Source organism: Corynebacterium sp. HMSC072D12, assembly GCF_001813925.1.
Lineage (GTDB): Bacteria > Actinomycetota > Actinomycetes > Mycobacteriales > Mycobacteriaceae > Corynebacterium > Corynebacterium aurimucosum.
Map to the genome: position 1 here is coordinate 216319 of NZ_KV814415.1, position 20373 is coordinate 236691.

Annotated in this window: 18 protein-coding genes; 3 read left to right on the forward strand and 15 right to left on the reverse strand. The window is 58.8% G+C overall.

What is annotated here, in order from left to right; translation table 11 throughout:
• Nucleotides 1-102: 102 nt before the first annotated feature.
• From HMPREF2943_RS10150 to HMPREF2943_RS10175, 6 genes are all read right to left on the reverse strand, one after another.
• A complete protein-coding gene (locus tag HMPREF2943_RS10150; protein ID WP_070447415.1) occupies nt 103-744 on the reverse strand; it encodes a biliverdin-producing heme oxygenase in 642 nt (213 codons plus the stop codon).
• A 167-nt stretch (nt 745-911) separates the two neighbouring features.
• Nucleotides 912-1883, reverse strand: a complete 972-nt coding sequence (locus HMPREF2943_RS10155) for an HtaA domain-containing protein (protein ID WP_070447417.1) — start codon at nt 1881-1883, stop codon at nt 912-914.
• Nucleotides 1876-2670: a heme ABC transporter ATP-binding protein gene (locus HMPREF2943_RS10160; protein ID WP_070711483.1), complete on the reverse strand. Its 795-nt coding sequence runs from the start codon at nt 2668-2670 to the stop codon at nt 1876-1878. The genes HMPREF2943_RS10155 and HMPREF2943_RS10160 overlap by 8 nt, the downstream gene beginning before the upstream one ends.
• Nucleotides 2670-3713: a FecCD family ABC transporter permease gene (locus HMPREF2943_RS10165; protein ID WP_070447423.1), complete on the reverse strand. Its 1044-nt coding sequence runs from the start codon at nt 3711-3713 to the stop codon at nt 2670-2672. Before HMPREF2943_RS10165 ends, HMPREF2943_RS10160 begins: the two co-directional genes overlap by 1 nt.
• A complete protein-coding gene (locus HMPREF2943_RS10170; RefSeq protein ID WP_070711523.1) occupies nt 3694-4740 on the reverse strand; it encodes a heme/hemin ABC transporter substrate-binding protein in 1047 nt (348 codons plus the stop codon). The genes HMPREF2943_RS10165 and HMPREF2943_RS10170 overlap by 20 nt, the downstream gene beginning before the upstream one ends.
• Nucleotides 4741-4750: 10 nt before the next feature.
• Nucleotides 4751-6601, reverse strand: coding sequence for an HtaA domain-containing protein (locus HMPREF2943_RS10175; RefSeq protein ID WP_070447426.1), 1851 nt, complete (start codon nt 6599-6601; stop codon nt 4751-4753).
• A 718-nt stretch (nt 6602-7319) separates the two neighbouring features.
• On the opposite strand from HMPREF2943_RS10175, the gene HMPREF2943_RS10185 reads away from it, so the two are divergent.
• A complete protein-coding gene (locus HMPREF2943_RS10185; protein ID WP_083315676.1) occupies nt 7320-8288 on the forward strand; it encodes a TDT family transporter in 969 nt (322 codons plus the stop codon).
• A gap of 35 nt (nt 8289-8323) precedes the next feature.
• Here the strand turns inward: HMPREF2943_RS10185 and HMPREF2943_RS10190 are convergent, their stop codons facing one another.
• The 5 genes from HMPREF2943_RS10190 to thrC all read right to left on the reverse strand — a co-directional run bounded on the left by HMPREF2943_RS10190 (nt 8324) and on the right by thrC (nt 12026).
• The gene (locus HMPREF2943_RS10190; protein ID WP_246817305.1) at nt 8324-8905 is read right to left on the reverse strand and encodes an META domain-containing protein; all 582 of its coding nucleotides are present in this window, start codon (nt 8903-8905) and stop codon (nt 8324-8326) included.
• Nucleotides 8906-9033: 128 nt separating this feature from the next.
• Nucleotides 9034-9564 carry an NUDIX hydrolase gene (locus tag HMPREF2943_RS10195; RefSeq protein WP_070711485.1) on the reverse strand — a complete coding sequence of 177 codons (531 nt, stop codon included), beginning with the start codon at nt 9562-9564 and terminating at the stop codon, nt 9034-9036.
• Between the two features lie 18 nt (nt 9565-9582).
• Nucleotides 9583-10230 (reverse strand): trypsin-like serine protease, encoded by a 648-nt coding sequence (locus tag HMPREF2943_RS10200; RefSeq protein WP_010190621.1) that lies wholly within the window; start codon nt 10228-10230, stop codon nt 9583-9585.
• 193 nt (nt 10231-10423) lie between these two features.
• Nucleotides 10424-10576, reverse strand: coding sequence for a hypothetical protein (locus tag HMPREF2943_RS12535; protein ID WP_168160911.1), 153 nt, complete (start codon nt 10574-10576; stop codon nt 10424-10426).
• A 4-nt stretch (nt 10577-10580) separates the two neighbouring features.
• On the reverse strand, nt 10581-12026 hold the full coding sequence (thrC, locus tag HMPREF2943_RS10205; protein WP_070711487.1) for a threonine synthase: 1446 nt from the start codon (nt 12024-12026) through the stop codon (nt 10581-10583).
• Between the two features lie 38 nt (nt 12027-12064).
• Here thrC and HMPREF2943_RS10210 point away from each other — a divergent pair, with 38 nt between their 5' ends.
• Complete coding sequence (locus HMPREF2943_RS10210; protein WP_070711488.1) at nt 12065-13366, forward strand: MFS transporter; 1302 nt, start codon at nt 12065-12067, stop codon at nt 13364-13366.
• Between the two features lie 311 nt (nt 13367-13677).
• On the opposite strand, the gene HMPREF2943_RS10215 is transcribed toward HMPREF2943_RS10210, so the two are convergent.
• The 4 genes from HMPREF2943_RS10215 to HMPREF2943_RS10230 all read right to left on the reverse strand — a co-directional run bounded on the left by HMPREF2943_RS10215 (nt 13678) and on the right by HMPREF2943_RS10230 (nt 19020).
• The gene (locus tag HMPREF2943_RS10215; RefSeq protein ID WP_236659246.1) at nt 13678-14109 is read right to left on the reverse strand and encodes a hypothetical protein; all 432 of its coding nucleotides are present in this window, start codon (nt 14107-14109) and stop codon (nt 13678-13680) included.
• Between the two features lie 34 nt (nt 14110-14143).
• Nucleotides 14144-14461, reverse strand: coding sequence for a hypothetical protein (locus tag HMPREF2943_RS10220; RefSeq protein ID WP_070711489.1), 318 nt, complete (start codon nt 14459-14461; stop codon nt 14144-14146).
• Nucleotides 14462-14615: 154 nt separating this feature from the next.
• Nucleotides 14616-17675, reverse strand: a complete 3060-nt coding sequence (locus HMPREF2943_RS10225; RefSeq protein WP_070711490.1) for a bifunctional [glutamine synthetase] adenylyltransferase/[glutamine synthetase]-adenylyl-L-tyrosine phosphorylase — start codon at nt 17673-17675, stop codon at nt 14616-14618.
• Nucleotides 17676-17682: 7 nt separating this feature from the next.
• Nucleotides 17683-19020 carry a glutamine synthetase family protein gene (locus HMPREF2943_RS10230; protein WP_070711491.1) on the reverse strand — a complete coding sequence of 446 codons (1338 nt, stop codon included), beginning with the start codon at nt 19018-19020 and terminating at the stop codon, nt 17683-17685.
• Nucleotides 19021-19218: 198 nt separating this feature from the next.
• On the opposite strand from HMPREF2943_RS10230, the gene HMPREF2943_RS10235 reads away from it, so the two are divergent.
• Nucleotides 19219-20295, forward strand: a complete 1077-nt coding sequence (locus HMPREF2943_RS10235) for a DUF2786 domain-containing protein (protein ID WP_070711492.1) — start codon at nt 19219-19221, stop codon at nt 20293-20295.
• Nucleotides 20296-20373 lie beyond the last annotated feature (78 nt).

Below are 20373 nucleotides of genomic sequence, written 5' to 3' on the forward strand. Positions count from 1 at the left end.
CGTGGGTTGTGTCATGTTGAGCCCAGCGCGCGGAAACCCAATGGCACAGCTTCTGAAACTAACTACAGGGGCTACCGGCTACGCAGGCTAATGTTCCACCGACTAATGAAGGCGCCCTAATTCAGCGAAGATACCCGAATTAAAGTTGAAAGCCCGCTCTGCCTCCGAGAGCATAGCTTCACGCTGTTCAACGTTTAGCTCCAGGCTATCCACGCGCTCGCGGTATCCCGTACGATAAGGCGGGATTTTTCCAATCGAAGTGAAGTCATAGAAGTTCAGTGCCTCAGGAGGAACTCCGTAATGGGCTCCCAAACGCGCTGCAATCACCTGCCCACCGGAAATATCACCGAGATAGCGCACGTAGTGATGGGCTACCACTTCTACTGGCTTGCCCACAATTTCTTCTAAGCGCGCGCTATAAGTCCTCGTCGCTGGAAGAATGCGAATCTCCTCACGCCAGGTTTCGCCGACGAGCACCTTTAGATCTACCTCCAGAGCTTGACGACGTTCCAGCCGTGGATCCGCTACCGCACCGGCAATGGGAGTAGTCGCCACGCTGCGAACGGCGTTCTCGAGAGCTCCATATACAAACCACAATTGGCCGGCCAAATCAGCCACGGCTGACTTGTCGAGCTCCCCTGACAACAGACGCTGCATGAATGCCGAATTCTCCGCATTCTCATGCGCACGCGCAGTCGCCTCACGCAACGCAACGGACAAAGGTTTATTGAGAGTGGTACTCACTGTTCTTCTCCACGGTGTTATTTAAAAACTACAAATCAGTTGAGGTTAGAAAAACTCAAAATCGAAAATTAAGGGGATTAGGCCGACGTGGGTGTGCGGCGCCAATTCTTATCGGCACCCCACACCCGTTACGTCGCTCTTGAACTGTCAGCGGTGTGCTTTAGCGCTTATCGCTGAAAGAAGGCACGGGCACTGTCAAAAGCACCGGACTTAACAAATGCTTGCCACAGAATTGCGATCATGCTGCCGATAGCCGCAATGCCTAGGAAGTAGTTCCAGAAGTTGGTGGTCTTCGAGCTAGAAGAGGAGCTCTCACCCGAGCTAAGGTTCTTATCTTCCGAAGGCGTCTGGGGCTTCGGCTTCTCCCCCTCGGACGGAACCTGGGGATTCGGCTTCTCCCCGTCGGACGGATCCTTGCCATTGTCCTTCTTCTGGCCACAGCCCGGGGCGAGCTTGAGGGTCAGCTGCGCGCTATCCACCTCGGGGTTGTAGTCATGGCTGTACATACCCATGAACAGGAAGTCAACGCCCTCGACGTCACCAGAATCGTTCGTTCCGGGCTGCCGCTCGTACATAACGTCGGAAGCCGAAAGCGTGAGAGTATCCCCGTCCTTGTTCCACTGTGCCTTACCGTGACCGAATGCCCCTTCACCTGTGCGCTTGTTGGCCTCAACGCGGTCCTCCGGGGTGTACTGCGTCATGTGCTTGCCTTCAACAAAGTAGGCCTCGTAGCCGGAGCCGAGCTGGGCCTTATCGCCTTCGGTCTGCACGAATGGGTTGGTCATCTTGGAGTACAGTGCTCCGTGGTGGCCAGTGAACGTAATCGAAGAATCTTTAGCCTTGATCTTCGATGCAGTCACATTTCCTGCCTCGTCCACCGAGACTGTGGACGCTTCCGGATCGACTTCGAAACCGAAGGTGAAATCACCGCCCGTAGGGTCTCCGTTTTCCTTCACCGCTCCGGTCGTCTCCCAGCCACCGTTAGCAATTCGTCCCTTGATGTAGGAGCGCCAGGAGTGCTTGACACCCCAATTGAAATTGCCGGATTCGATGGTGCAGGATTCTGCTTCTGCCGCGGTAGCCTGCGGCACGGTAATCGCCGTCGCTGCGATAGCGGTCACCAGGATTTTTTTAAACATGGAAGTCCTCCAGTTGATGCGAGAAAAGTGGATTGATTGTGGGCGTGGCGCGCTGCGGTTGCACCTGCAGCTCGTTGACGGAGATTGGCCAGCCGTACACCTCAGACAAGGTGGCGCCGGTAAAAACCTCCGCCACGCGCCCTTGAGCTGCGATCCCCCCGCATGAGACGCACACGATGTGATCGCAATATGCAGCTGCCGCGTTCAGGTCATGGAGCACCACAACTACGGTTACTCCTGCCTCACGGGACAGGGCTTTTACAGAGCCCAGGAGCTGTTCTTGGTGGCGGATGTCGAGGGCCGCTGTCGGTTCATCCAACAGAACTATCGGTGCATTCTGCGCAAGGACACGTGCAAAGGCCACCCGCGCGCGTTCACCACCGGAAAGCGTGCTGATATCTCTTCCTGCAAGATGAGCAACGCCCGCTGTTTCGAGGGCGGCTTCGATAAACTGATCGTCGAGTTTGGCCTGGGGCGTTCCGCCCCACGGGCGTCGCCCCATCGCTACGACATCGCGTACCAGAAATTCGAAGGACACCGCGACATCCTGAAGCATCACCGCACGTTGACGTGCAAGCTCACGGGGTGGGGCTTTAGGCGACAGACCACCGATGCGAATTTCACCGGAGAAGTCGATATCACCCGCGACCGCACCGAGGACCGTTGACTTCCCTGCACCATTCGGGCCAATCAGACCGGTAACCTCGCCTGGTTGGGCTTTAAAGGTCACGCTGTCAACGAGGGTATGTCCATCCACGTGGACAGTGAGGTTGTCTACGCTCAGCATCAGTGCACCCCCTTTCGCATCATGCGCCGCAACAAGACAAAGAAGGTCGGTCCACCAACGAGAGCGGTAAAAATACCGATTGGGAGGTCTGCAAAGGGAATCAAGGTTCGTGCTGCCACATCCGCAAAGCCGATGAGCACCGCGCCGCCTAGGGCGGATGCAGGAATAAGGATATGGTTTTGCGGTCCCACGATGCTGCGCAACAAATGGGGAACGATGAGCCCGACAAAGCCGATGAGACCAGCGAAGGAGACAGCCGCTGCGGTAAGCACTGCGGATGTCACAATTGCCACTATGCGCAACATAGGCACATCTACTCCAGTGTGTGCAGCGGCGCGTTCGCCCAGCGCAAGAATGTCAAGCTGCCTTCCTAAACACAGGGCTACCGCAAGACCAACGAGGACAACGGGAAGAACTACCCATACGTGCTTCCACTGGGAGCCGTTGAAGGAACCCATCTGCCAGAAAATGATGGCTTCCCGGTTGGCGGTCGGTGCTAGGTACACCATGAAGGAGATGATGGCATTGCACACGGCATTAATGGCGATACCCGTGAGGATCAGGTTAACCACCGTGACGCGGCCATTGTGGCGTGCAAGCTGGTAGATGATGAAGGTAACTAGTAACGCACTTAAGAAAGCCAACGCTGGCGCAGTGAAAGTTCCCGCGAAGGTGAGGTTGAAGACGATCGCTACAGCCGCCCCCACACCTGCACCGGAGGTCACACCGATGATGGATGGCTCCGCCAAAGGATTGGCAAAGATGGCTTGCATCAATGTGCCCGCGACGCCTAGAGCAGCACCTACGAGTAGCCCCAGAACTAACCGCGGTAGGCGAATACTCCAGACCACGCTGGCTGTGAGGGACTCTTGGCTCGGCCCAAAAGCGAGAATCGGGAACAGATCCGAAAGCGAGATGTAGTACTGTCCGAGGACGATCGAGATGAGCCCTGCTAGAACAGCAAGCACTGCTAAAAGTATGAAAACTGATATCCGCTGAGTACGGCGCCGTGTGAAGACGTCGCTATGCATTATCTGGGTCATAGACAGCCTTTGCGAGTTTGACCAACGTCTGACCGGTCATAGGGCCGAAGGCCAAGGATTGACCGTCGGGGATGGTGACGATGCGCTGCTTTTGGCCAGCGATGGTCTGAGCCACACCAGGGCGTTCCAGCAGACCGTCAATTCCCCCTGTGGATTTCAATCCATCGGTCATCATGATGATGACCTCCGGGTTGATGCGGGCCAGCGCTTCTGCATTAGCAGGTTCGGCATAAGAAAGGTGGTTCTCCGCAGCGAGGTCGACTCCTCCAATTCCTTCGATGAGGTCCTGGGCACCGGTCCCCTCCCCCATGATGAAGAACACGCCGCCGTTTCCACGGGCGTAGAGGAAGGCCATACGCATTGGCTCCTCGGGGGAGATGGCCTTAATGGCTTCCTTCGCCTCATCTATTTCCTTGATGGAGCGCTCTGATAACTTGCGGGCCTCGTCCGGAAGCCCGACGGTTTCACCCAGCGTGATGATGTCTTCGTCAACCGAGTCGATGGTCCGCTGCGGTTCCATAACCACAGTGGTCACGCCTGCTTCACGGATCTGATCGATCGCATCACGGGGCCCAATGGAGTGGTCCACGATAACGAGCGTCGGGTTAAGTTCCAGGACTGCCTCAACATTGATATTGTGGCCGCCTTCAGTCACAACAGGACGGTCCGCCAGATTCGGTTCAGTGGAAGAGACGGTGCGGCCAACGATATTGTCCGCGAGCCCCAATCCACTCAGCGTTTTGGTGTAGGTCCCATAAATATCCAGCGCCAGAATCCGCGAGACGTCCGTGACGGAGACGTCATAACCATCAGCGTCAGTAAGTTCCACGGGAAGGGCGGGCTGGGCATTTGTGCTTACGGGCTCGATATCGACGAAGTCACTGACCTCAGTAACGCCTTCGAACGAGCGAGGGTCGGAGAGGTCCTGCGGTTCTGGTAGCTGGTCTGTATAGCTTCCTTGTACGCCACAGGCTGTCAGTCCCACAATGCACAGAAGCGGGATAAGGAAACGTAGGAGTAGTTTCACGGCCATCTTTCTAGGAGTTGTTCATAATGAGGCGGCTGGTGGAGCCTCCGGCGATAATGAGCCCGGCGATGAACAGGAGGAGGTAGGTAACTGGGTCATCTGTGGTGCCGTTCGCGGAGCTCGCGGACTTGATCTGGAATTTCTTTGAGCCATCTTCATAGCCCTGCGAGGAGTCACTGGCTAGTGCGTTTTCCACAGCGTCGGAGTTGACGCCACCGTTGCTCTTCGCCCCAGAGCCGGCACTATCTCCCGCGCTGGACGAGCCTCCGCTGCTAGTGCTGCCGTTAGCGTCGTTGCAATCAGCGTTTCCGCCCAGGCTGGCGTTGAAACTTAGCGGATCGAGCTGGGTTCCAGGCTCATAGAATTCGGCGAATGCCTTGGAGCCAACGTCAGTCAGGGATACTGTTGCTTCACCCGATACGGCATCTGTTCCCACATCCAGAGACGTGAAATTCAAGTCGGCGATGGCGGTGCGTCCGAAGTCCTTCTTCTCGCCTTCCATGTTGGAGGAGCGCACGTCGCCGATTAGTTTTCCGGTTTTACCGTTGAAGGAGATTTCTAGGTTCGCAATATTGAGGTCGAGCTTGCCGTGGTGGCCGGTGAACTGGATGCTTCCGCCGTAGCGCACGGAACCCGCGCCGTCCTTAACTGCGCCTGAGTTGCCGGAAAACTGGAATCTACTATTGCTGTATCCGACTCCCGAGAGTTCCCATTTTCCTTGCGCAATGGAGCCGGTGATATAGGACTGGAATGACTTCTTCACTCCCCACTGCGCCGTAGCTTGGGTCACACCGGTGGCTTGGCAGGTTTCGTTGGCTGCACCGGATGCTCCAGACGAAGAGTCCGCCGAGCCCGTCGCACCCGTAGCGCCGGAGTTCGACGCGCCAGCTGTTGATGCTCCACTACTGTTTCCGCTGCCAGCTGCCACTGTTTCTGGAAGGTCGTTGCCGCTGAGGCCCGAAGTAGTGGTGCTACCAGTGGTGGAGGTTCCAGATGATGCGCTAGCCGACGCTCCGGAAGCCGCCGAGTTGGTGTCGCCCCGCTTCTTGAATGAGTCCAACTCATCCAAGAAAGCCTGAGTATTGCCCATAAACGTGGTGATACCGTTCATGGTGTCATTGGTTTCGGACAAAATAGCCATGGCTTCCTTGTTGAAGCCCGTAAAGGTGCCGGTAATAGAGTTCAGCTTCCGTTTCGAGCCAGATCCATTGCCGCCTGAGCCGCCAGAACCAGAGCAGGATCCATCCAACGCAATGGTGCCTGAGGAAGGATCGAGTTTTTCACCCTGCTCATAGAAGCCCGTGAAAAGCTTGACTCCCCCGGCACTAAGGGACGTGGTTCCTGCCAGGTTCACTGCCGAGCCGTTGTCTTTGACAGGCTCCTGCAGATTAATGGTGGCGATGACCTCATCGTCGCCTTGAATCTGGGCCCCGCGGGTGTAGTTGCTTCGGTTCAGTTCATAAGAAACGTAGTCAACCGTCACTTTTGCTTGGTCACCGGAAGCAATGACCTTGAAGTCCGACATTGTCATGTCGAGAACCCCGTCATGTCCTGTGAAGTTCAGCGTGCCTTGGAACGGGATGGTGACTGTACCGCCAGAGGCCGTGGGCGCGCCGGCTTGGAACACAAACGCACCGTTGCCTTTTTCATCACCGCTAAAGCCGATACCGCTGGCGCCCCAGCCGCCGCGGGCGATATTGCCCTTGATGTAGCTTCGGAAGGATTGCTTGATCCCCCAGTTCCACGTGCAGGAAGTCTCTGCGTGGGCTACTGGGACAGTGTTAAAAAATGGAACGGCACCGAGAGCGAGGGGAGCTGCGATTATCACACCGCATGCTGAGCGCCAGAGATTGCGAATCATGTTGAGAACCTTGTTTCATCCAGATAAAGCTATAGGCTAGGCTTACCTTGGTTAGGTAATCCTGGCCTAAAGTAACAGGTTTGTCAACAAATCAACCAAACGGGAGAAAACAGCATGCACAGCCACCCCCACACAGCTATCTTCAGGAGCATCTACCCAGACGTAGATCCGACCCAAAAGTTCCCCCCTACCTTGTCGGAACGCGTGGCTTTAGCATTCGCCGTCGGCGTTTTCATGTTCGGCGGAGTGAAGGGAGACCTACTCATCGCTGGCGCAGGGCTGGTGTTTGTTGTCGGCTGCGTTTGGGCGCTTTCCCGAAAAACTCCCCGGCGCATCCGTACCGAAGCGCGTAGCCGGTTCCCCCAAGAACCATGGGCGGAAAACCCTAGCCCCCTTATCCCCGCTTTATGGCTCGTGCTCGGTGTACTCGCTGTAACCGCATGGTGGTTTACCCCAGATGAGTTTCTCACATGGAGCGCTTCCGCAGTGGCTATCCTGGCAGCCGTTGTAACGTGGTACATGCCGGCTATACAGGCCCGACGCGCGGATGTGCCTGAAGGACCTGACTCAAACCTATAACAAACCCAAGCTTCCGTAACCCCGCGAGCCCGATCCTCAAAGCTAGCAGGCATATACGGGCAGGTTGCCCACCCCACAAGAGACCGATTCCGCAAAGTTCAGCACAGCAATAGGACAGTAGTTGGTGGATGCAGCTACCATGCCAGCTGTGACTGAGAAATTCCGCCAACTGCCACCGCCCGGCCCCGCGTGGGGCGGCAGCCTCATGGGTACCTCCATCGTCTCCCGGCTGCTCGTTGAGGAAGGCATGCTAACAGGTTCTGCTATCTTCGCAGCACTGTCCTGCGTCATCCTCCTCGTGCTGACAGTAGGTTTCGCGGTCTACCGCCAGCCCAGCTTTGCCCGGACCTCCATGGCGGAATGGTCCATGTACTTCATCGGCATCCTGGCGCTCGGCGCAGCACTGTCGGGTTTGACGGATATCGGAACATTCCGTCTAGTGGGCTTTTGGATAGGCGGCCCCGTCACCGTCATCACCTGGGCTATTCAGCTCACCCGCTTCGACGGCCAGCCGCGGTTTACCTGGGGCCTGCCGCTGGTCGGCCCCATGATTTCCTCCTCCGTAGCCGGCTTCCTCGCCTTGGACTATGGCCATGCATACCACGTCATGGGCACGGTTCTTTTTGTCATGTCGCTTTCTACGGCGGTCCCCATCTTCATCCGCGTGTACTGGGCCGCCTGGCAGGGCAAGGTCAATCTCACCGGCGCCAACTCCGCGACGGCCTGGGTTCCGCTGGGCGTGGTGGGCCAATCCACCACCGCGATGCAGATTCTCTACCCCGGCACTTTCTCTGTCTATTACGGGCTGACCGCCATGGTGATCGCCATTCCCCTCGCGCTCTATGCCATGGTCACCTTCTACCCCAACGTGGCTCGCTGGGTGGACTACTCGCCCGCGTGGTGGGCGTGCACCTTCCCACCGGGAACAATCAGCATGGGCGGGCACCAGGTAGCGCTGGTGAATGGCTCTGAGCTCCTAGACCTCATCGCGCTCAGCATCCCGGTACTCCTCATCACGCACTGGTCTGCCTGCTCCTGCCGCTTCATTAGCTGGCTCATCGAAGGCCGGCGCGCACAGCGAAGCGGGGCCAGCCCAGTCTCGGACTAGCCCCGCCACGCGAAAATCTGGATGCTTAGGAAGCCTTAGTTCTCGGCCTTCTCAAACTGAATGACCTGGCCCTGGCTGCCCAGCGCAAAGGTATTGCCCTCTACGGGGATGACCACTGGCTTGGCGGAGAGGATGGCGTTGAGCGCATCGGCATCGGCCATCTCATCCGGGCCGCAGGCACGCATCGTAGAATTCAGGTTCTCCACCACGATGGCATCGGTCTGATCCAGCGTGTAGCTACCACCACCGGAATTGCAGCCATCGTTGAAGTTCAGCGTGCCATCCTCATTGAAGGTCACGGAGATATCCGGGTTCTTCTTTGCGGTGAAAGTACCGTTGAGAACCTTCTGGGCCTCGTCAGCCGGCAGCTTCTCCTGCAGGCCGTCAACGTCTTCGTACTTCTCAATCAAGCCAGAGCCTTCCGGTGCTTCCGAATCCTTGGAGGAGGAGAAGGAGTCACCGAACAGACGCGAGCTCAGCTCCTGAATCTGGCTGTTCTTCACGGAGTCGACGGAGGACATCTCTTGCGCACCGGCGGTACCGGCACCCAGGACGCCGCCGGCGAGAGCGACGAACGCGGTTGCAGTGGTTACTTTCTTCAGTGTGCGTGAAATCATGGCCCCGAAGCTATCGAGCATCACCGGCAGCATCAACCCATATCATGCGTTTCTGATGATATTTTACGGCAACTCCAACACTCTAAACCCACAGGCAAGCTCCTCAGAAAACGGCACTGCGCTGGAGTTTAAGTGCGCTTAACGTAGCCCATCCGCGGGCGGAAGCCCTGCGGGTGCTTCATCTGCGCCACTGCATCCCCGATGATCATGCGGTGGCGGGCACTGACGGACGTCGGCATCTGCGCCACGGAGAACCACTGCGCGACAAGGTTTTCTTCGTCGGAGATGACCGGCTCTGCATCATCCGGCACGGAAACGCGAATGGCGGTATCCATGAACATGCAATTGTCCCCATTGGGGTGAGTCACTGGGCCCACCTGCCCCACCCCAAGAAGCGCTTCGATGCGCCCGTCAAGACCAATCTCTTCTTTAACTTCACGCAGTGCGGTCGCCGTAATCTCCTCACCCGGCTCACAGATACCGGAGATAGGACCCCACGCACCAGTATCGGCACGCTGAGCAAGCAGGACCGATGGCAGCTCCCAGATGGCGGAGCCGGTAGGCACGGCCCGCACAATAACCGCGGTCACGCCGGGCAAAAAGAGCTGCTCGTGGCCGATTTTCTCACGCAGGGACACAATATAATCAGGAGTGGGCATGGGCTTTATCTTAGCGTCTTAGAGCTGCGCCAGAATCTCCGGCAGGAGCGCTTCGATGTCAGAAGCAGGAGTAAAAGACATCTCTGCCTCCGAGCCGTGAGCACAACTCTCACTACCCGCGGCCGCTTCCGTCGTACCGGACAGAACTCCCACGATCACGCCTTCATAGGGGCTGCCCGGCGCGCCAAAGACCGGTGCGCCGGAATCACCGTGTGTGGAGCAGACGTGGGCACGCGCAGAGATAGTATCCACAGTGCGCTCACCAAACTGGAGTTTCCCGTGTCCCTCTCCGTGTGTGAGCGGGCCGCAGGTCTCACCGGTGATACGCCCCAGCTTGCACACCTCATCGGGAAGTTCCTCCTGCTCGGCCGCGACCACGCTGGTGGGCATGTCCTGCGGAACATAAAACTCCGCCTGCCGCGTTATCTCCACTAAGGCAAAATCAAGCTGGTGCGTGTCAGGCGCGCTGAGGTCGGAATAGATGATGCTGCCAACGGGCTCGGCCGGGTAAATGAACTCCCCGTCCGCGGCACCCGCCCACACCGTATCCCCGGGCTCACCGCAATGGGAGGCGGTAACGGCGATGGTGCGGCCGTCGTCAAGCACAAAGCTCCACGCCACCGTGCAGAGGTTGAAGTCGAAGGCTTCGCCGGGAACGGGCTGCATGCTAGAGATATCCAATGCTGCCCCCGGCGGCACCGGAGACGCACCCGGAGTGTGTGTTTGCGGCGGGGGCGGCTCAATAGTGGCGTTCTCGAACGGATGTGAGGCGGCCTCGGGAACGGGCTCAACGCCCGTGTGCACCGTGCACCCAGCCGTCGCCAGAGCTGCTGTGCTGAATGCCCCAAGCAGGAGAAACCTAGGCATCCTCTTCTGGTGCAGCCTCACCCGCGTTCGCCTTATTCTCCTTATTTTCCTTCTCCATCTCCGCGACCTGCTTCATGTCACGGATGAACTTCTCTGGGTCAAATTCGGTGAAATACTCCGGGCCCGAGAACTGTTCCTGTGCCATTGGCTTAAACCTCCGTGCTCTTGATGTACTGCGTGATGTAATCCTTCACCGCCGCGGCATCGTTTGGCAGGTCGGTGACGTGGCGCTCGGCGTCCAAGATGCCGGCGAAACGCTCCGGCACCTCCGGCTCGCTGCCGATGGCCTCCTTGATGGTCTCCGCAAACTTCACCGGCAGGGCGGTCTCCAGACAGATGATCGGGGTATCGACCCCATACTCTTCCTGTACCGCGCGGGCGACCTTGATGCCGTCGGCCGTGTGCGGATCCACCAGCACGTCGTAGCGCTCGTGGACATCCTTGATGGTGGCGAGGCGGTCCGCGTGGGTGGAGGAACCGGACAGGAAACCGTACTCCGCGTGGGCGGCGTCAAGCGCCTGCTTGTCGACGTTAAACCCGCCTTCCTTCACCTTCGTCCCGAACAGCTCCTTAATCTGTGCGGCATCGCGGCCCAACAGGTCGAAAGCAAAGCGCTCAAAGTTGGAAGCGCGGGAAATATCCATCGACGGCGAGGAGGTCTTGTACGTCTGCTCCGAGGAACGCGGGCGGTAGCTGCCGGTGCGGAAGAACTCATCGAGCACGTCGTTTTCATTGGTCGCGACGATGAGTTTGTCGATGGGCAGGCCCATCTGGCGGGCGATGTGGCCGGCGCAGATATCCCCAAAGTTGCCAGTCGGGACGCTGAAGGAGACCTTCTCCGTGTTTTCCGTGGTGATCTTGAGGTAGCAATTGATGTAGTAGACCACCTGCGCCATGAGGCGAGCCCAGTTAATGGAGTTGACCGCGCCGATGCGGTTCTCTGCCTTGAAGTTGGCATCGGCCGAGACCGCCTTGACCACGTCCTGGCAATCATCAAACACGCCATCGAGGGCGATATTGCAGATATTCGGGTCATCCAGGCCGAACATCTGGGCCTGCTGGAAGGGCGTCATGCGCCCGGCCGGGGTCAGCATGAAGACACGGATGCCCTTGCGCCCGCGCATGGCGTACTCCGCCGAGGAACCGGTATCGCCAGAGGTAGCGCCCAGAATATTGAGGGTTTCGCCGCGACGGGCCAGCTCGTATTCGAAGAGCTCGCCCAACATCTGCATGGCCATGTCCTTGAAGGCGGCCGTCGGCCCCTCAGAGAGGTGGCCAATGTAAAGGCCCTCCCCCAGTTCGCTGACGGGGACGATCTCCTCGTGGTCAAACTTGGGGTAAGTGTAGGCGCGCTGGGCAATTCCTTCGAGGTCTTCGGCGGGAATATCATCCACAAAAAGCTTGAGCACTTCGGCGGCCAAGGCCGCGTAGCCACCCTCCGCCAAGGTCTGGCGCCAGTTAGTCAGAGTGGCGTCATCGATGTGGGGGTAGGTGTCCGGCAGGTAGAGGCCGCCATCGGGGGCCAGACCTCCGAGGAGGATATCCGTAAAGGAGGCGGGCTGGCGGTCGGTATCGCGGGTCGAAATGTACTTCACCCCCTGCATCTTAGTTGGTGCCGCGTAAAGTATCAGCCATGTCGGTCCCTCATCCTCGCAACGTAATTACCACTAAGGCTCTCTCCGTGTGGGTAGCTGCGGTGTTGGTCTACATCGTGGCAATTACCGGCCGCACATCTTTTGGCGTAGCGGGGCTTGAAGCCATCGATCGCTTCGACGTCGATGCCTCCCGCATTGCTGTTTTCACCTCTGTACAACTGGGTATTTATTCACTGGCACAGATCCCTACGGGCATGCTCATTGATAGGTTCGGACCCCGCCGCCTGCTGGTCATTGGCTCCATCATCATGGGCATAGGCCAGGTGGTCCTCGGTTTCACCAGTAATTATTGGGTAGCCATCGCCGCCCGCCTGCTCATCGGCGCGGGCGATGCCACCGCCTTCCTCTCCGTGATGCGCATCCTGCCCTATTGGTTCCCGCTGCACCGCACCCCCATGTTCACCCAGGTCACCTCGTCGCTGGGGCAGCTGGGTCAGTTCATGTCCGCCTTGCCTTTTGCCATTCTGCTGGGCTGGGGCGGGTGGACCATGGCCTTCGTTACCTTGGGTGCGGTGGGCATTCTCATCGCCGTTGCGGCCGCGGTGGCGGTTGCGGATTCCCCAGAATCACTCGGCATCGTGCCCAAACCAAAGGAAAAACCGAACGCGAAGCCGGAGAGCACTGCCGCACTGTTATCCACCGTTTTCCTCTCCCCCGTAGCGTGGCAGGCATTCTTCATTCACTGGATTGGTCTGGGAGCCACCAACGTGTTTGTCATGCTGTGGGGAGTGCCCCTGATGACCGCGGGCATGGATTTTTCTAAGACTAGCGCCGGCTGGGTCCTGACGTGGTTTAGCGTGTGCATGGTGCTGGTTGGTCCCTTGCACGGCCGGTTATCCTCCCGAGCTAGGGGTTTCCGTCCCTGGCTGGCCTTAGGGTTTGTGGCTATCCACTGCGCGGTGTGGGTCCTGTTCTTCTTCTTTGGCGGCAGCTACCTCTCACTGTTCATCCTCATCAGCGTGGTGGCCTTGTGTTCGCCTGTGGCAAATTATGGCTTCGACATTGTCCGTGAAAACCTGGATCGCCGCGTCGTCGCGACGGCGACTGGCCTGGGCAACATGGGAGCATTCACCGCTACCGTCTTTGGTGCCCAGCTCGTCGGCATGGTTCTCGATCACTTGGGCAATGGGCCGGACTATCCCTTCCATGATTTCCGGCTTGCCGCCTGGGCTGTCTTTGGCGTGTGGTGCATTGGCATCGTGGGTGTTCTCATCACCCACATCCTGCGCAGCCGGGGCGAGGAGGAAGGGCCGCACGCCAGAATCGTGCAAGTGGGTTAGTAAAGGGCTGGATTACTGAAAGGCCAAGGCGCTCAACGGTGCCTCAAGGGGTAGCCCATTGGCCACTTCAAAGACCCCGATCCCGCCGCCGATGGGGACGAGAACGGCGATGCTCACCCCCACTGCGGTCCTGAGCAGCTCGCGTAATTTTCGTCGTTTCTCCACCTCAACGCACCAACCTTTATCGTTTCGTTATCTGTGCGTGTGAGCTTAAGAGCTACGGCTGCAAGGCAAATCCTCATTGACTGCGCATCACCTGCCAGTCCCTGTGGGCTCCATGGCAGCGCACTCAACGAGAGTGGCGGGCAGACTTATTCTGCGGGGGTCGACTCTACGTAGATCGGACCTTCCACCGGGGCGACAACACCGGCATCGAAGGCGGCGAGGACACCTTTCGCATCATCTTTCGTGATGGCGCCTGCCTCGACGGCCTTCTCCAAATCAGCCTCAAGCATCTGACGGGAGCGGTACCTATCCGACGCCACCGACAGAAGTCCGCGTGGCACTGACTCCGATGGAATCCCCAGTGCTTCCGCCAGCGAGACAATGCGATCCTTTTCAGCCGGGTCAAGCTCGGCGCCTACCGACGGATCTTGTGGGACGCCGCCGTCGACCACCTGCTCCACCGTCAATGCCCCCTCCGGCACTTGGTACCGCTCCGTAGCCCACCAGCCCGCGCCGACGGCGGTGATGACTGCCACCACCACGAGGACCCATACGGCGATAATCTGCTTGGACTTCACGGCCACAATTTTAGACTTCTCTCACATTCGCGGCTTAATCCGCGCGGGGGCCAAAGGTGCCAAAAGAATTTCCATGCGGCGGGTGTGGCGAATCGAGGCGCTCGGACAGCGCATCGATGATGGAGCGGATGGTGGACTCCGCCACGGAGCGATCCAGGCTGTTGCGGCGCGGGCCCTCAGGCTTCGGCTCAGTCGAGACAACGCGCGGCTTGTCGACGTCCAACCGCATCACCGTCCCCTCTACGCTCAACGCAGCGGCGGGGTCGCACCCAGCAGCGCGGGCAGCGGAGAGGAAGGCGTCGAGATCAGCAAGAGTGGCATCGTTGAGGTCGAGGGACAGGTTCAGGCTCATGGTGTGCTCCTTTGTGCGGCGCGGGGATAATGACTGTTCACTGCCACCTAAGGCTATCGGCTGATCACCTGATAGAACAGGGGCTTGCTCCAAAGTCAGGGAAAGATCCGGGTGAGCTCAGGGTGCGGGTCAGGGGCGGAGCAACTGCCTTCTGCTAGTCATGCTCGAAGGATTCTGCTTCACCCCAGAACACCTCATCCACTATCTTCCGCGCGTGCCTGGTCACTTTGAGGTAATGCTCCAGGAATTGCTGATTACGCTCGGGCTCCCACCCGGCCGCGCCGGCCACCTGCGCCAGCTGCGGGCCCGGTGCCGGAAGCTGGTCCACGCGCTTGCCGCGCACCAGCACGAGCGCATTGCGGGCATCGGTGGCCAAGAGCCAAGCCTCCCGCAACTCCTGCACTTGCTCGACAGGGATGACCTCATTGTCTTCGAGGGCATCGAGCACCCGCAGCGTGGACGGATCATGCAGCGCCGGAACCTCGTGGGCGTGCATCATCTGGAGCAGCTGAACGGTCCATTCGATATCCGTTAGCCCGCCGCGCCCCAGCTTGGTGTGGGTATTGCGGTCAGCACCGCGCGGGAGGCGTTCGTTATCAACACGCGCCTTCATTCGGCGAATATCACGAATCGCCTTCTCACTCACGCCCTTCGGCGGATAGCGGAAGGCATCCACCATGGTGAGGAAACGTGAACCGACTTCCTCATCTCCTGCCACGAAGGCCGCGCGGAGCAAAGCCTGCATCTCCCAAGGCTCACCCCACTGCGAGTAATAGCGCTCATAGGATTCGATCGAGCGCACGACCGCTCCCGAGCGCCCCTCTGGCCGCAGGCCCAAGTCCACGTCCAAGGGCGGATCCCCGGAAGGCTTTGCCAGACGGCGACGCAGTTTCTCAATGATGCCGATGGCCCATGGCAGAGCTTCTTCTTCGGCATTATCTCCTGTTGGCTCCGCCACCACGATGACATCGGCATCTGAACCAAAGCCCAGCTCCATACCACCGAGCCGCCCCATGCCAATCACGGCGATGCGGGCTGGTGGTTCGGCATCCTCATGGCTCAGCCTCCACGCCCTGACCTCGGCGCGCAGCGCGGCTTCCAACACAGCATTCCAGATGGTGGACAGTTCAAAACACACTTGTTGAACCGGCAAGAAGCCCAATAAATCAGCAGCGGCAATCCGCGCTAGCTCTGCGCGGCGAAGGGATCTGGCAACCGATACTGCCTTGTCTGGGTCCGCGTGGCGCTTGGTGGAATTAATCAAGGCGGAAGACACTTGCTCGGGCTTGGTTTCCAGCAGCTTGGGCCCTGCCGCGCCATCGGAGAGCTGCTTGACGACGTCCGGGGCGCGGATGATGAGCTCCGCCGTGAAGGGCGAGGTGCCCAGAATCTTCATGAGGCGTTGGCCGACAACGCCTTCGTCACGAAGCATGCGCAAAAACCACGTCCGGTCATAAGCTGCCTCAGAAAGCTTGCGGTAATTCAGCAGGCCCATATCCGGGTCAGCGGTATTGGAGAGCCACTCCATCAGCGTCGGCAGCAGAATGGCCTGGATGCGTGCCTTGCGCGATTGCCCCGCGGCGAGGGAGGTGAGGTGCTCAAAAGCTCGGTCTGGGTGGCGATAGCCCAGTGCCGCCAGCTGCAAGAGCGCGGCTTCGCGGGAGAGCTTGAGTTCATCCGCCGACATCGAGGCCACGGAATTGAGCAGTGGGCGGTAGAACAAGCGCGAGTGGAGCTCAGAGATAAGCAGGCGAATCTTCCGCAGCTGGGTATTCATCTGGTCCGCTGCCGACTGATGCCCCTGTGGGTGAAAGCCTGAATTGATGGCCAGCCACGTGAGCGCCTTGTTGTCGTCCTTCTCCGGCAAAGTGTGGGTACGGCGGAAACGCTCCAACTGGAGGCGGTGCTCGAGCAAACGCAGAAACTCGTAGGCCTCGATGAGCTGGGTGCCGTCTTCACGTCCGACATACCCGGCGCGCACGAGCGCTGCCAGTGCATCAACCGTAGCGAGTGTGCGCAGCGATTCATCCGAGCGCCCATGCACCAACTGCAGCAACTGGACGGCGAACTCCACGTCACGCAGGCCGCCCTCCCCCAGCTTGAGCTCTCGAAGGCGCATCTTTTCGGGGACATTATCCAGCACGCGGCGGCGCATAGCTTGAACGTCTTCCACGAAGGACTCCCGCTGCGACGCAGTCCACACCATCGGCCCGATTTGTTCCAGGTAGTCCGTGCCTAAAGGCAGATAGCCGGTTTGTGGCCGTGCCTTCAGCAGCGCTTGGAACTCCCAGGTTTCTGCCCACCGCTTGTAATAGGCCACGTGCGAATCCAGTGTTCGGACCAAGGCGCCGGATTTGCCTTCTGGACGCAGGTTAGCGTCAACCTCGAAGAAGCAGGCCGAGCCAATCCGGTTGAACTCCGACGCTAGGCGGGTGATCCGTGGTGTCGCCTCGGAGCCTACGAAGACCACGTCCACGTCGGAGATGTAGTTCAATTCGCCCGCGCCGCACTTGCCCATCGCGATGACGGCCAGCTGCGCATCGAGTGCTTCATCCCCATAGACCACCCGGACCGCACCGGCGAGTGCTGCCGTCAAGGCGGCATCTGCGAGGGCTGTGGTCAGCCTAGTGACCTCCCGGAAACCAACTCGCGGCTGGGGGCGTGACTGGCCCTTGCGCGAGTGAAATGTACCTGCGAGGTCATGGGCGGCAATGCGCATCATCAGCGTTCGGTAGGCCACTTTGAGTGATGCTTTGTGGTCCCCCGGTGCTGCCCGGTAGGTGCCGGGAGACGTCAGGTCGGAGCTCGCGGTGTCAGGCTGGTCTGGTTGCTCAACGTATGTCGCAGGTTCCGCCCCGACCTCTGTGAGCAGCGTGTGCAGCATTTCGGTAGGAGTCGGCAGCGCCCGCTGCAGCTCGTGCCAGGTTTCTGGGTGTGCAGCGAGATGATCACCGAATGCCGAAGAGCCGCCCAGCAGGGCGATGAGTCGCACCCGGAATGTTTCGTCCTCGCGCATCGCCGGGCCAATCTCAGGCGCCCCCTCGACGATCCTCATCAACGTGTTGAGGGCCATATCGGGATCGCCTGCTCCGGCCAGTGTCCACAACAGTTCTAGGGACTCCGGATTATCCCACCCGAGGCGGGATAGATCCTCCGCAGCAGTTGGCCGGGTCAGACCAAGAGTAGCTGGGGACGGTACTGATGCTGGACGCATACTTCTCCTAGAAATTCAGGTTGTTGCGCAGTTCGAATGCAGTGATCTGCTGCTGGTACTCGTGCCACTCATCCCACTTTGAGCGCAGGAAGTACTCAAAGACGTGTTCACCGAGGACCTCCGCCATAAACTCGGAGCGTTCAAATTCTCGGAGGGCTTGGTCCAGGCTGCTCGGCAGATCCTTGTACCCCATCGCACGGCGCTCGCGGTGGGTCAGCTGGTGGACGTCATCCTCGGCCGGATCCCCTAGCTCATAGCCTTCTCTGATTCCGCGCAAACCAGCGGCAAGGAGCACCGCGTAACCCAGGTAAGGGTTCATCGCTGAATCCAGCGAGCGGATTTCAACTCGGCGCGACATTTCCTTGGAAAGGCGGTAGGTGGGAACTCGCACCAGCGCAGAACGATTAGAGATTCCCCACGTCACTGACCCTGGAGCCTCGCTGCCAAACATCAGGCGCTTATAGGAGTTAGTCCACTGGTTGGTGATCGCTGTCATCTCCACTGCGTGTTCAAGAATGCCGGCGATGAACTGCCGTCCTGTGCTGGACAGCGAAATCTCATCATCGGGGTCATGGAAGGCGTTGGAATCTCCCTCGAAAAGGCTCAAGTGAGTATGCATGCCCGAGCCTGAGCGGTCCTCGAAAGGCTTGGGCATGAACGTCGCGTGCACTCCTTGCTGGGAGGCAACCTCTTTGATGAGGTAGCGGAAGGTCATGATGTGGTCCGCCATCGACAATACGTCAGCATGGCGGAGGTCGATCTCCTGCTGGCCAGGTGAGGTCTCATGGTGGCTGAACTCCGTGGCGATGCCCATTGATTCCAACGCGTACATTGACCGGCGCCGGAAGCTCGGGGCGTTATCATGCGTGGCTTGGTCGAAATAGCCGCCGTTATCGGTGGCAACAAGCCTGTTGATATCGTGCGCGTCCTCAAGGAGATAAAACTCAATCTCAGGAGACGCCTTGCACGTGAATCCCTCATTGGCCGCCTCGGTTACCTGACGGCGCAGGATGTGGCGCGGGTCCACCAACGAAGGTTGCCCATCGGGCTGAGTAATGTCACAGAACATGCGCGCCGAGAGAAGCTCGGGCTCTTCCTTGTCAAAGGGCATGATCTGAAAGGTCGAAGGGTCCGGCATCGCGATGGTGTCGGCCTCCGAAATGCGGGAGAACCCTTCCACTGAAGAACCGTCGAAGCCAACACCTTCCTCGAAGGCGGATTCCAACTCTGAGGGGCTCATTACCACCGATTTCAGCGCCCCCAAGATATCAGTGAACCAGAGGCGAATGAAGCGGATATCACGTTCTTCAACTGTACGAAGGACGAATTCGTGTTGGCTGTTCATGCTTTAAACCCTACCGCCGCGCGCCGAAGCCACGGAGAGAGTTTCTTCTTTTGCCCCCGCACCGACATGTATTAACCCAGTTGGCAAGAGTATCTCGGGGGCAAATTTTTTCGACTCCTCTGACCTCTGTCGGCTTCACATGCTTGAATGGCCACACAACCGAACATATGTACCCATAAAGAAGGATGAGGAACAGCCATGAACACGCAACACGCAACCCTGAGCCAGCGAGGAATCGAGCTCATTAGCCAAGCAGCCCAGCAAGGATGGTCGCCTAAAGACCTGCTCCATGTCCTGGGTAGTTTTTGCCACCCACTCATTTATCGCGCCGCCCCTCATGTTCCCGCACAGATTAGTTCCACTGCGCTGCGCAAGGAATGGTTGAGTACTACCCCGCCTGCCTCGATGACCATGCCGACCGATGACCTTATGCGACTTATTGAAGCAATCACTTTCCTGCCACCCCTTCGGGACGTTGAAGTGCTAGCGGCCCAACGAACCGACTCTCGGGTATCCCGCGACAGCAAGGAAGATAGGATCCGCGCCAAAATCTCTCATCTTTTGCGAAAAGCAGAATCCACTCCCTATGAAGAAGAAGCCAGCGCGCTCATCGCCAAAGCGCAGAGCCTGCAACAACAGCACCGCCTCGAGAAGACACTGACTAGTTCCTCGGACACGGTGGTATCCACACGCATCCATATCAGCGCTCCCTATATCAACCACAAAACCACTCTGCTCAGCGTCATTGCGGATCGGAACGGATGCACCGCCCTCCGGCTGCATCCCAAAGGGATTGTCACCGTCATAGGCGCTGAAGAGGACGTTCACCACGTCACTGATCTTTTCGCCTCACTTCTACGGCAATGTGAATGGCATATGCACCACGGCGAGCACGCCGAGAGTGCGCGCCAGCTAGGCAATGTGGCGTCTTTCCGCCGAAGCTTCATTCTGTCTTATGCCACCCGTATCGGTGAGTTATTGGAGGAAGCAAATTCAAAGCTGGTCTCCCACGACGTAGAAGGGACTGCTTCGGCACCAAGCGGCCCCAGCACTCGGCAAGACGAAATTACCCTGGCTCAGCAATCGCTATCGGCAGTCGAAGAACGCCGCCGCAACGCCGAAGCAGTGACTGATCGAATCTACCCCAATGCGCGCACCGTCTCCCTGGCGGTGAGAAGCCACGCAGGAGTATCCGCCGGCGCATCAGCTGCAGAAAAGTCCCACTTGGGAGGTGATTCCTCGGGGCTTAACGGACGCCGCCAACTCACCTGCTAAGGACGATTAATGGCAGGCACATTTGCGTTACTAGCCAGGTAACCTAGAAGGCGGTACCGAGGTTTGATGCCTCCTTTT